This window comes from Ferruginibacter sp., from assembly GCF_014377975.1.
Classification (GTDB): Bacteria; Bacteroidota; Bacteroidia; order Chitinophagales; family Chitinophagaceae; genus Ferruginibacter.
Window position 1 is genome coordinate 1 of record NZ_JACMOO010000232.1, and the last position, 12,789, is coordinate 12,789.

General features: G+C 38.0%; 12 protein-coding genes and 1 riboswitch. Of the genes, 9 read left to right on the forward strand and 3 right to left on the reverse strand.

What is annotated here, in order from left to right:
* The first annotated feature begins 162 nt into the window (after positions 1-162).
* The 5 genes from rpsR to H7254_RS12540 all read left to right on the forward strand — a co-directional run bounded on the left by rpsR (position 163) and on the right by H7254_RS12540 (position 4,198).
* Positions 163-429, forward strand: coding sequence for a 30S ribosomal protein S18 (rpsR, locus tag H7254_RS12520; protein WP_301933289.1), 267 nt, complete (start codon positions 163-165; stop codon positions 427-429).
* Positions 430-504: 75 nt separating this feature from the next.
* Positions 505-951: a 50S ribosomal protein L9 gene (gene rplI / locus H7254_RS12525; RefSeq protein WP_301933290.1), complete on the forward strand. Its 447-nt coding sequence runs from the start codon at positions 505-507 to the stop codon at positions 949-951.
* Between the two features lie 370 nt (positions 952-1,321).
* Positions 1,322-2,941 carry a murein L,D-transpeptidase gene (locus H7254_RS12530; RefSeq protein WP_301933291.1) on the forward strand — a complete coding sequence of 540 codons (1,620 nt, stop codon included), beginning with the start codon at positions 1,322-1,324 and terminating at the stop codon, positions 2,939-2,941.
* Between the two features lie 165 nt (positions 2,942-3,106).
* Positions 3,107-3,571, forward strand: a complete 465-nt coding sequence (locus H7254_RS12535; RefSeq protein WP_367875442.1) for an RNA recognition motif domain-containing protein — start codon at positions 3,107-3,109, stop codon at positions 3,569-3,571.
* An 84-nt stretch (positions 3,572-3,655) separates the two neighbouring features.
* On the forward strand, positions 3,656-4,198 hold the full coding sequence (locus H7254_RS12540) for a DUF1415 domain-containing protein (RefSeq protein ID WP_301933292.1): 543 nt from the start codon (positions 3,656-3,658) through the stop codon (positions 4,196-4,198).
* Positions 4,199-4,203: 5 nt separating this feature from the next.
* Here H7254_RS12540 and H7254_RS12545 read toward each other — a convergent pair whose 3' ends face one another.
* Both H7254_RS12545 and pafA read right to left on the reverse strand, forming a co-directional pair.
* Complete coding sequence (locus H7254_RS12545) at positions 4,204-4,797, reverse strand: 2OG-Fe(II) oxygenase (protein WP_301933293.1); 594 nt, start codon at positions 4,795-4,797, stop codon at positions 4,204-4,206.
* A 150-nt stretch (positions 4,798-4,947) separates the two neighbouring features.
* Entirely contained in the window at positions 4,948-6,609 is a 1,662-nt protein-coding gene (gene pafA / locus H7254_RS12550) for an alkaline phosphatase PafA (protein WP_301933294.1), read from the reverse strand.
* 260 nt (positions 6,610-6,869) lie between these two features.
* Between pafA and H7254_RS12555 the strand changes: the two genes are divergently transcribed.
* On the forward strand, positions 6,870-8,153 hold the full coding sequence (locus H7254_RS12555) for an aminotransferase class I/II-fold pyridoxal phosphate-dependent enzyme (protein WP_301933295.1): 1,284 nt from the start codon (positions 6,870-6,872) through the stop codon (positions 8,151-8,153).
* A gap of 404 nt (positions 8,154-8,557) precedes the next feature.
* On the opposite strand, the gene H7254_RS12560 is transcribed toward H7254_RS12555, so the two are convergent.
* On the reverse strand, positions 8,558-9,904 hold the full coding sequence (locus H7254_RS12560; protein ID WP_301933296.1) for a voltage-gated chloride channel family protein: 1,347 nt from the start codon (positions 9,902-9,904) through the stop codon (positions 8,558-8,560).
* A 39-nt stretch (positions 9,905-9,943) separates the two neighbouring features.
* Positions 9,944-10,014, reverse strand: a riboswitch (Fluoride riboswitch).
* 231 nt (positions 10,015-10,245) lie between these two features.
* On the opposite strand from H7254_RS12560, the gene H7254_RS12565 reads away from it, so the two are divergent.
* From H7254_RS12565 to H7254_RS12575, 3 genes are all read left to right on the forward strand, one after another.
* The gene (locus H7254_RS12565) at positions 10,246-10,737 is read left to right on the forward strand and encodes a thioredoxin fold domain-containing protein (RefSeq protein ID WP_301933297.1); all 492 of its coding nucleotides are present in this window, start codon (positions 10,246-10,248) and stop codon (positions 10,735-10,737) included.
* A gap of 31 nt (positions 10,738-10,768) precedes the next feature.
* On the forward strand, positions 10,769-11,872 hold the full coding sequence (locus H7254_RS12570; RefSeq protein WP_301933298.1) for an MBL fold metallo-hydrolase: 1,104 nt from the start codon (positions 10,769-10,771) through the stop codon (positions 11,870-11,872).
* Positions 11,873-12,119: 247 nt separating this feature from the next.
* Positions 12,120-12,767, forward strand: coding sequence for a fibrobacter succinogenes major paralogous domain-containing protein (locus tag H7254_RS12575; protein WP_301933299.1), 648 nt, complete (start codon positions 12,120-12,122; stop codon positions 12,765-12,767).
* Positions 12,768-12,789 lie beyond the last annotated feature (22 nt).

A 12,789-nucleotide genomic window follows, 5' to 3' on the forward strand; every position in this document is an offset into this window, starting at 1 on the left:
AGCGCCAACCATCTTCAATGAAAAGTTGAAAACTCAACTTTTACGTGACGAATCAGTGATGCGTCACATGTATACTGTACTCGATAAATACGCCGTCGATTACAACACCAAAAAGAGAAGTGGCGGAAAATATTCACCAACTGAAAAAGCGGAAGCATAATTATGCCAAAACCAAACGAGATTAAATATCTCACAGCAATCAAAGCTGAAAAGCGCCCTAAGAAATATTGCCGCTTTAAAAAAATGGGCATCCATTATATTGATTATAAAGATGCCGATTTCTTAAAAAAATTCCTGAACGAACAAGGAAAGTTATTGCCCCGCCGTTTAAGCGGAAACTCTTTAAAGTTTCAGCGTAAAGTGAGTGATGCAGTTAAAAAGGCCCGTCAAATGGCCATCCTTCCTTACGTTACAGATTTATTAAAATAAAATTTTTCACCACCCTAATCTTTATAAAAGGAGAAAGTTTCGATACAATCGGGATTGGGTAAAAATGCAAACAACATGCAGGTAATATTAATACAGGACGTAAACAACCTGGGCGGTGCAAACGAACTGGTAACAGTAAAAAATGGTTACGGGCGTAACTTTTTAATTCCTTCAAAATTAGCGATCGAGGCAAGCCCAAGCAACCTAAAACAGCGGGAAGAAAAAGTAAAGCAACAAGCGAAGAAAGAAGCTAAATTATTAGCAGAACTCAACAGCGTAATTACAACCTTAACAAACGGAGCATTAAAAATTGGCGCCAAGACAGGTACAACCGGTAAAATTTTTGGTAGTGTAACTTCTGTTCAGATTGCACGTGCAATTAAAGAACAAAAAGGCTACGAAATTGACCGTCGCCGCATTACCATCCTTGACGAAGTAAAGGAATTAGGTACTTTTAAAGCAAAAATTGATTTTGGTAACGGTAACGAAACTGAAGTTGAATTTGAAGTAACAGGCGAATAAACTATCAACAATATCAAGCGAACCGTCCTTTTAAATGGACGGTTTTTTTTATGCAGCCAATTTGAATTAATTAGAATCTGTTTAAAAACGATTTCTGAAATACATATTAATCTAGAAGTGTACAGTGGAGATACCGGCCACAGCGGTTAGCCGGGTCTGGTGTTTCCATCAACCTCAGTATGGCAAATAAAATACTATTTTTAGACAGCTTTTCAGCATACAAACTTTCTATATTTACGGTATCAAACAGTTTTGCAGCTATTAATTCACAGACAGAAAGTATAGTTTACTTTTACCAAACCGGCCAGCTTTTTTCTTTGTACTTTTTCATCAAAAGAGATATTTTTAATCACAGACAAACATCATTTCTATGATAAAGAAATTTTTGACTTCATTTTCGATCATTGCTTTTTTTATAAGTATTATTTTTACCAATTGTAACAATCCCAACTCCAACGCAACCGCAACCACCAAAGACACTACATCAAAAGATGCTGCCAAAGAAATGGGCATCAAGGGTAGTTTCAGCAACCAGACAAAAATTACTTTTGATAGCAGTATCATAAAAAAATTCCTCGATAGTTTTCCTGCATTTAAACTATTTGAAAAAGATATTGCAGCGTTTTACAAAACCCGGCACTATGCCTATGCCTGGTATGATGACAATGGTATGATAGAGCCTGCACACAATCTATACAACCGCATAGTAAATATCAGTGATGAAGGTGTTCCTGATGCGGTTCCTTATAAAACTGCATTTACTAATTTGATGGAAACAGAAGAAGGGTCAGATAAAGTTACTCCAGGTACCGAACTGATGCTTACGTCACAATATTTAGCGTATGCAAAAACTGTATGGCAAGGCTTAAGTGAAAAACAATCCCTCTCTATAGAATGGTTACTGCCACGTAAAAAAATAACCTCGCAGCAATTGCTTGATTCATTGGTGAGCGGACGTGATGTATTACAAAATACACCTGTTTACCGTCAGTATAATTTACTAAAAGAGTACCTAAAAAAATACAACAATTTAAAAGCACAAGGACCGCAGACAATTATCAAAGGCGATAAAAAAATATATAAGTTAAAAGATTCTTCCGTAACAGTTTCGGCAATACGGCAAAGGTTATTTTTATTGGGCGATATGGAAGCAGATACTCACTCCAATATTTTTGATGACAGTTTACAAACAGGTATAAAAAAATTTGAGCAGCGATTGGGTTACAAAGAAGATGGAGTGGTAAATAAGGTATTGCTGGCAGAAATGAATTATCCTGTAGATAAAAGAATTGAACAAATAATGGTGAACATGGAACGAAGCCGTTGGGTTCCGGTTGCAGTAAAAAATGATTTTCTGTTGATAAATATTCCCGAATATAAACTGCACGTGTACGAGCAGGATAGTCTGGCATTCAGCATGAATGTGGTGGTGGGTAAAGATGAACATAAAACAGTTATTTTTAATGGCGATATGAAATACATTGTATTCAGCCCTTATTGGAATATACCTGCAAGCATTTTAAAAAATGAGACTTTACCAGCCATGAAAAAAAACAATAATTACCTGGCACAACATAATATGGAATGGAACGGGGGTAACATAAGGCAAAAACCAGGACCCAATAATTCTTTAGGTCTGGTAAAATTTCTTTTTCCAAATACGCATAGCATTTACCTGCACGACTCCCCTGCAAAGTCTTTATTCAATGAAGATAAAAGAGCCTTTAGTCATGGCTGTATTCGTTTGGCTGAACCTAAAAAGCTGGCTATATACCTGCTAAGAAATAACGCTGCCTGGAATAAAACAAAAATTACTGCGGCTATGAATAAAGGAGTAGAACAATTTGTAACATTGAAAACAACTGTGCCGGTATTTATTGCCTATTTTACCGCTTGGGTTGACAGGCAGGGAAAGCTAAATTTCAGGAACGATGTGTATAAAAGAGATAGCCGTTTAGCCAAAATGATACTAAAAAACCCCGCAACATGATTTTTTTTGAAAATTATTGTTTTTTTAAATAAATAGTTACATTTGTATTGTATTAATGGTTTTAGTATTTCGTCGTTAGCTGATAGAGGTGTTTTAAAGTCCGTTCTCAGTTCATTGTACCCACTAAGTCATTAAATTTTTTTTTAATTTTAAAAAGTATTTACAATGAACATTTACGTAGGAAACTTAAGTTGGACAATGACCGACGAAGATCTAAGCAGCCTCTTCACACAATTTGGTACTGTTACAAGTGCTAAAATTTTAAAAGACAAAATGAACGGCCGCAGCAAAGGATTTGGTTTTGTTGAAATGGACGACGCAGAAGCAGCAAAAACTGCAATTGCCAGTTTAAATGAAAGCGAAATACAAGGTCGCAAATTAATCGTTAACGAATCTCAGCCTCGTACAGAAGGTGAAGGTGGTGGCGGCGGTTATAAAAAACGCAGCTTCGGCGGCGGTAGTGGTGGCAGCGGCGGTGGTGGCGGCTACAAAAAAAGCGGCGGCGGCGGTTATGGCGGTGGAAGCGGCGGCGGCGGCGGAAGAAGTGGCGGCAGCGGCGGTTACGGTGGAAGCGGCGGCAGTGGTGGCAACAGAAGTGGCGGCAGCGGCGGTTACAACAGAGATTATTGATCAGTTTAGATACCGATATAAAATTAAATCCTTCACTTTTTGTGAGGGATTTTTTATGGACATTTGTTTACCAGTTTTAATACAATGAAAAGTTCCGGACAAATTATAGAGCAAACAAAAAAATGGATTACCGACGTGGTAATCGGTTGTAATTTCTGCCCTTTTGCAGCCAAAGAAATGAAGCACTCTGGTATTTATTACCAGGTAGAAAATAGTATGGATAAAGTTACCTGTCTGCAGGTTTTTTTACAGGAATGTTCCCGGTTAAATGAAGAAGAAAAAATTGTAACTACCTTATTAATTTTTCCAAATGGGTTTGAACAGTTTGATGATTTTCTTACCCTGGTAGAGGAAGCTGAAAATTTACTGGAAACAAATGATTACGAAGGTGTTTACCAGGTAGCAAGTTTTCATCCCCAATATATTTTTGGGGGTGCTCCGGTAAATGATGCTGCCAATTATACCAACAGGTCTATATACCCCATGTTACATTTATTAAGGGAAGCACAAATAGATGAAGCGTTGGAACGTTATCCTGATCCTGAAAAAATTCCGGACAATAATATACATTTTGCACGTGGAAAGGGTGTTGAATATATGAAAATGTTAAGAGATAGCTGCTTATAAAATAATCAGCTTCGCTTTAACCAGCCGGTAATACTCATCCGTGGCTTGTTTGCTGTCAACACCTCATGTTCCATTTCATCACTTTTAAAGAACACGGCTTTTTGTGCATTGGGCGAAATGGTTTGTATTTTTTCATTTTGATAAATCAACAATTCTCCTCCATCAGCCGGTTTCCAGCCGTTGTTTAAATAACAAATCAGCGAGTACTTTCTTTTATTATCTGTTTTAAACTGGTCTTTGTGTTTTTTATAGGCACTTCCTTGCTCATACACTGCATAGTGAAATTCATAATCGTTAATACCGGTGTAACAGGTCTTGTTCAGGTGATCAATAAAATTCTCAACCCTGTCTAAAAACTTCTGTTCATGGACGTTGTTATTTTTTTTATCAAGCCAGTATATTTTATCACCCCGCATTTTTTGCGTTGCCTCAGCAATTGCCTCGTTGCCAATGCCCGCATATTTCATCTGTTCCCCCTTCTGCAAACTGTAAATATTTTGCCGAAGATTTTCCGATAAACTGGCAGACAAAAAATTACCGGCAATGCCTACATTGTTATCTATAAAACTGTTGATGAGTTCATCAAATTTTTGCGACATTATTTTTTTAATTAAGCGTACAATAAAAGTTTTACGAGAACTGTTTTTTACCACGAAGACAGTAAGACACAAAGTTTCACAAAGCTTTGTGCCACTTTGTGTTTTTGTGACTTTGTGGTTCAGTCTGTAGTCAGCAAAATCATGCAGATTTTATTTTGTTACCTCAGTAATTACTTTACCAACACAACCGCTGGGCATTTGTATTTGAAGTAAAGCCGCTACAGTAGCGGCGATATCGGTCATGTGCGTTTCGCGGTTGGTTTTACCTGGCTTAATATTCCAGCCAAAAAACAACAGGGGAATATGTGCATCATAGGGATTCCATAAACCATGTGTGGTGCCCTTGCTGCCCCCATCAAAATAACCAGGTTTAAATGTAAACTGTATATCGCCGCTTCGTTTAGGATTATACCCATTCACCATCATTTCTTTTTGCGGCTCGGGTATAACTGTCTGCATTAATTTATTTATTTCAAATACATTGATCACAGATGGCTTCAGTTGTAAAGTTTTTATTACAATGTTTACAATCGTCGCTTTGTCTTTTCCCTGTTTTTCTATCTCATTAAAATTTAAATATACCTGGTAATTTTGTACTGACTGTACAACATTTTTTATACCGGATGCTGCTTCTACAGCCTGGTTAATTTCTTTGGTAATTTCCTTATCGCTTACAGTACCACCCGGTATTTTATGTTCGGCTAAAAACCCCGGTACATGTGCTACACCATGATCGGCGGTTAAAAAAATAAGGTAATTTCCTTTACCCATTTTTTGATCCAGATAACTTAAAAAATCAGCAATGTCTTTATCCAGTCTTAAATAGGTATCCTCAGCTTCAATAGAGTTGGGGCCAAAAGAGTGGCCAATATAATCAGTAGAAGAAATGCTCACCGTTAAAAAATCAGGTACTGTATTGCTGCCCAGCTTTTCATTTTCAATGGCCTGCTTTGCAAAATCAAATGTAAATGTGTTGGCAAAAGGAGTAGTTCTGAAAGAGCTGTATTTACCGGTTGTTATAGAAGAAAGCCTGTGCGGAAAAGTAACCGTTGTTTCTCCTGAAATGGCATTTTCATAAGGCTCATTATCCGGCGTGCTAAGATCATATTGGGCTATTGGCCGCAAGGTGTTCCAGTCTTTACTCATATAAGATGCCACCATATCTTTGGCATTGAAATCTTTTACCCACGCAGGAACATCTTTCATATAATAAGTACTGCTGATCCATTTGCCTCCTTTATCATCATACCAGTAAGCAGCATTGGCGCTGTGCCCGGCAGGCAATATGGCGCCACGGTCTTTTAATGCAAGACCAATCACTTTACTTTTAAAATTATTACTTAATCTTAGTTCATCTGTGATAGTAGTAGCCAACATATTTTCAGGACTCATCTTACCGGCATCGCTGGTATTTCCTACGGTGCTGACGGTTGAATCATCGGTGCAGTAAACGTTGGCATTGCTTGATTTATCAAACCAGGAATTTCCTACAATGCCATGTATGGCAGGTACGCTTCCTGTGTAAATGCAGGTATGACCGGGTGCTGTATACGTTGGTGTGTAAGGTATCAGGGTGTTATCACAACTAAATCCCTCTCCTATTAAACGCTTAAATCCATTGCTGCCGTACAACTGGTTAAAACGGTATAAATAATCCCACCGCATTTGGTCAATTACAATACCAACTACCAGTTTTGGTTTTGCGGATTGTTGAAGTATTTTAATTTGGGTAGCTGCCTTTTTTGGTGGCTGAGCTTCCATGGTAATAAACATCAATAAGACACAAGAAGCAAGAAAAGATTTTAACACCATGAGCTATTTTTTTTCAAAGGTAGTTTTTAACAAACGGAATACCTTTAACTAACCTTGTTATGCGAACTTTATATATTTTGATGGCAATGCCTTAATTTTACAGTTAGGTAAATATTTTATATTACTTATAAATTTATAGTGAGGTATGGCGGTTAGAAGGCCAGGGATGCAAAGCGGTATTTAGTACAAGAGTGCGACGCAACAATGCTGCACATGGTTAATTAGCCCGGACAAAAAAATTTAAAACCAATCATTTGATTATGGCAGATGTTTTTGAAAAATTAGTGAAAAATAGTGGGCCAATAGGGCAGCATATGGACAGGGCACATGGCTATTTTGCCTTTCCTAAACTGGAAGGCGAATTGGGGCCCAGGATGCAATTCAGAGGTAAGGAAATGATTGTATGGAGCCTGAACAATTACCTTGGTTTGGTAAACGACCCCGAAGTGAGAAAAGTGGATGCAGAAGCGGCAGCCAAATATGGCATGGGTAATCCAATGGGTGCAAGAATGATGAGTGGCAATACCGGCATGCATGAAGGATTGGAAAAAGTAATCAGCCGGTTTGTGAAGCGGGAAGATACCATGTTGCTGAATTTTGGTTACCAGGGTATTATGAGTTGTATTGATGCATTGGTAAACAGAAGGGATGTGATTGTATACGATGCAGAAGCACATGCCTGTATTGTAGATGGGGTGCGGCTTCACATGGGTCACCGGTATGCTTTTAAACACAATGATATTGAGGATTGTGAAAAACAATTACAACGTGCAACCGAATTTGCTGCAAAGCAGGGCGGTGGTATTTTGGTTATTACAGAGGGAGTGTTTGGCATGGACGGTGAACAGGGAATTTTAAAAGAAATTGTTGCATTAAAAAAACAATATGAGTTCAGGATTTTAATTGATGATGCGCATGGTTTTGGTTACATGGGCCCTACGGGTGCCGGTGCGGATGAAGCACAGGGCTGCCAGGAAGGTATTGATTTATACTTCAGCACTTTTGTAAAAAGCATGGGTAGCATTGGTGCATTTATTAGCGGCCCAAAAGCGGTATTGAAATATTTACGGTACAATACCCGCTCGCAGATATTTGCTAAAAGCCTGCCACTGGTAATTGTGGAAGGAATGTTAAAACGCATGGAAATGGTAACCACCATGCCCGAATTAAGAAGTAAACTATGGCACAATGTAGCGCTGTTACAAAATGGTTTACGGCAACGTGGTTTTGATATTGGCAATACCAACTCGCCGGTAACTCCAATTTTTATGAAGGGTGATGTACCGGAAGCCACTCAAATGGTAATGGACCTGAGGGAGCATTATCATATATTTTGTTCAATAGTAGTGTACCCTGTTATACCAAAAGGCGATATTATTTACCGACTGATACCCACTGCTGCTCACAGCGTTGAGGATATTGAAATAACACTGGATGCGTTTGAAGCTACCAAGAAAAAATTAGATGCCGGTGAATACAAAGCGGCAGACATTCCGGATATGGCAGAGAAGACATTAACACTTTCTCATGCGCTTATCCCCTGAAGAAAGACAGACAGATTACGTGTACTTTAATGAATCATTATTTTAATAATATTCCATTTAAATGATTGATTGATACGTTCACTTTATAACGGCAGTTTTAAGTTACTTTTACAAATATTAATGCACATACTAAACCATTGAATGAATGTATAAGAAAGAAGAAAATTTACAGCAGGAAGATAAAGCTCTATGGATAGGAGTTGTTATTGTAACGGTATTAGAGGTAGCATTCTGGTTACTCCTGTATTGGATACATACCAAGATAAGACCCTGATCTGAACAGGCTTTTGGTGTTTTATACCCTAAAGGTTTTGCAGATAATAGGCATCATGCGTAAAGTATATTGCCTTTTTTATTTTTATAATCCTGCTTGTATTTTATATAAAATTCAACGCTGAAAATTTTTATTTTCTGTCTTGAAAAGTATCCTTCTTTTTAATGGAGTTACTGCTCGCTTCTTTGTTAGAGTCTACTGTAAATTTCGCAACGGCTATTCTTTGCGATCTGTAAATTCCAGAATGCCCGCTGAAATAATAAGCTGTAAAACAAGCCACTGCATAGTAAATAATATTTTCAGATCCAAACAACTCGATGCCCATTAAAGTACAGGCTAACGGGGTATTGGTTGCACCGGCAAACACTGCAATAAAACCAAGTCCTGCCAGCAGATCGACTGGAGCCCCGCTGATGGAAGCCAGGATATTACCCAGTGTAGCGCCTATAAAAAATAAGGGTGTTACTTCGCCTCCTTTAAATCCCATACCTAAGGTAATGGCTGTTAAAAGCAATTTCCAAAACCAGCTCAAATACCCGGCACCCCCCACCTTAAAAGCATTGACAATGCTAACCCCATTTACATTTGGAGTAGTAACTCCTAAGCCGAGGTAATCAAAAGTACCCAACAAATAACTGATGCCCACCACCAGTATTGCACCTGTAACCGGCACCAGCCATGGATTTGGAATTAACTGCTGACTTTTATTTTTTATAAAATGAGATAACTCTGCAAATACTAACCCGGTGATGCCAAAAAGCACACTGGCTATGATTATTTTAACCAACAAAAAAAGGTCAAAAGAAATATGCGGAAAAAAGGAGTCTGTACCACCTTTGTATGCAATGGTATAATGAGTATGCTGAATACCACAGGTTACGCATGTAATATGTGCAATGATACCTGCAATTAAACACGGTATCAATGCATCATATTTTATGCGGCCAATGTACAATACTTCCAATGCAAAAACAGCACCTGCCACCGGTGTACCAAACACAGCAGCAAAGCCGGCAGCCATACCGCACATTAGTAAAATTTGTTTATCAGGGCCCGGCAATTTAAACCAGTCTGTAAATTGCGAAGCCATGCTGCCACCCATTTGTATGGCCGTACCCTCCCTGCCTGCTGAGCCCCCGAACAAATGGGTAATTACGGTGGTAAATAAAATAAGTGGTGTCATTTGTAATGGAACGCCACCACCAGGTTCGTGTATTTCATCAATAACTAAGTTATTACCCGCAACACTGTTTTTTCCAAACCTGTGATAGAGCCAAACGATAAAAACTCCTGCAACGGGCAATAAATAAATCAGCCATAAATTTTGCCAGCGCAGAATAGTCACCTTATCCAGCAGCCATAAAAAAAATGCTACCAGTAAGCCTGTTGAAACAGAGACAGGAAAAATAATGATTGTCCAGCGGAGTAATTGTTTGGCAATATTTAATTGCGCTACAGCATATTTTGTGTTATTCATCCTACAAATAGTTTACCCGTAATTGAAATAAATAATTACCAATTTGCAGGCGCCATCATTCTTTTTGATGTAAGACGGTTAGGTAGGAAGACACCATTTCCTTTGACATTCAAAATTAAGGGTTGATTTTAAAACAGGAGAAATTATTTTTGAGGAAAAGGGTGCACAATCACCAGCTGCAAAATAATCAAAGCATGTATAGCCACTATTATCCTTCGGTACAAATTCAACAATATAAAATGCCTGTTAAAACTAAGTTGTGATAAATAATTTATCCTATTTTGCGTTGCGGCATTTATGGTGCATTATTTGCAATTTTAGTTTTATTAAAATCAATCAACATGAAAAAAAGTTTTTTATATTTTTTCCTTTTTCTAATTGTTAACCGTTCGGCTGCACAATCGTCCAAATTGGAATCATCTGCAAAGTCGCCGGATATGCCTGCGTTCAGTATTACCAAAGCCCCCGACAGCACAAGGTTTGAAAGGGCCAGCCTGCAAAAAAATAAAGATGTAATCATCATGGTGTTTAGCCCGGATTGCGAACATTGTCAGCTTAAGATAAAAGAAATAATGGCTCATTACAACTTGTTTAAAAATACGCAGATTGTTATGGTATCCAACCTGGGTTACCTGTATGTAAAAAAGTTTTATCAGGAATTTAAACTGGCCAAATATCCCAATATCGTTATGGGTATGGATTATAAATATCAGCTGGGTTCTTTCTTCAATATTGCTTCTGTGCCTACATTATTTCTCTACAATAAAAAAGGGAAATTTGTAAAAACTTTTGACCGTAACGTGCCGGTGCAGACGATAGCAAAATCATTGTAACATATTTTTATGTTACCATTAATTAATTCCCATGAACTTCTTACTGATAATTTTTCTGGTTATACTGGCGGTAATTATAGTGGTTTATGTATTTCTCCAACAACCAAATTTTGGTAAAAGGCCTGCAGGGGAAAGGCTGGAGAAGATTAAAAACTCTCCTAATTATAAAAATGGAGTATTTCAAAACTTAAATGATACACCGGCTATAACCGATGGAGCAAACTATTTTACGGTAATAAAAAAATTCTTTTTTGGCAAAAGCAACAGAAGTAAACCCGCTACTGCACTGCCTTCTCAAAAAACAAATTTATTAAACCTGCCACCTGATGAAAATGTATTGGTATGGTTTGGCCACTCCTCTTACTTTATGCAGGTGGATGGAAAAACATTTTTAGTTGATCCGGTATTTAGCGGCAGCGCATCTCCTCTCCGGTTTACAACAACCAGTTTTAAAAGGAGCGATGTATATACAACAGACGATTTTCCCGTCATTGATTACCTGTTTATAACGCACGATCATTGGGACCACCTGGATTACGAAACTGTTCTGAAACTAAAACCCAACATTAAAAAAATAATTACCGGTTTAGGTACCGGTGAACATTTAGAGTACTGGGGATTTGATAAAAATATTATTATTGAAAAAGACTGGAACGAAACTATTTTATTAGGCAATGGATTTACGGTGAACACAACTTCCGCAAGACATTTTAGCGGCAGGGGCATTAAAAGAAACAGTGCTATCTGGATGAGTTTTGTATTAACAACACCTACCCAAAAAATATTCATTGGTGGCGATTCCGGTTGCGATACTCATTTTAAAATCATCGGCGATATGTTCGGTCCTTTCGACCTGGCAATACTGGAATGCGGACAATATAACCGCTACTGGAAATACATTCACATGATGCCGGAAGAAGTGGTGCAGGCAGGAATAGATTTAAAAACAAGCACTTTATTGCCGGTACACTGGGCTAAATTTTCGCTTTCTTTACATGCCTGGGACGAGCCTGTAATAAGAGTTATAGCCGAAGCTACTAAAAAAAATATGGCTATTATTACCCCTATGATTGGTGAAACTGTTCATCTTCAAAGCCCGGCCACTTCTACTAAATGGTGGAAAAACATTGATTAAAAATAATCGAAATAACAATAAAAAAGTAGAACTTTGACCAAACAGGCAGAATTAGATAATATGCTTGTCGAAAATGTTGGTCTGAAAGAATTGCATTATAAATCCGTACCATAAGTTTTATTAAGAAATTACTCTTGCTGTACGCATAAATCTAATTGATAGAAATTATTAGCACTGTTAAAAACTTTAATTAAATCTGCATAAATGCATCCGTAAATTTTAATACTTACGACTAATTTAATAGCGAATGAAAAATTTAAAACTTCATTTTACCCTGATACTATTGTTGGCCTATTTAGTCAGTTGCCAAAAAGAATTAAGTTTTACATCGCACATAACCGGGGTGGAAATATTTGATCAGGTGTGGATGCAAAAAAACCTGGAAGTAGTAACTTATAGAAATGGCGATATAATACCGCACGTTACTGATAATGCTGCATGGGATACTTTAACCACAGGAGCCTGGTGTTATTACAATAACGACACTGCCAACGCTGTGTACGGAAGATTATACAACTGGTATGCCGTAAACGATGCCAGAGGATTAGCTCCGGAGGGATGGCATATTCCAACCAAGCAAGAATGGATTATGCTGGTAGATTCTTTAGGAGGCGATGGAGTGGCTGGAGGCAAATTGAAGGCTACAATTTTATGGACCAGTCCAAATACCGGCGCTACCAACGAGAGTGGTTTTGGAGGTCTTCCTGGTGGATTGCGGTCAGCTGGAGGTGTATGCAGTTCTATTGGTGTAAATGGTTACTGGTGGACAACTAAAGAGCATGATGCCACCACTGCAGTGGAAAGAAGTTTAGCCTACGATCTTACGGATTGTTATATGTATTTTTTGAACAAGGAATGGGGAATGTCAGTTCGCTGCGTGAAGAATAAAAATTAGACTTTTCATTTTCTGTTAATAG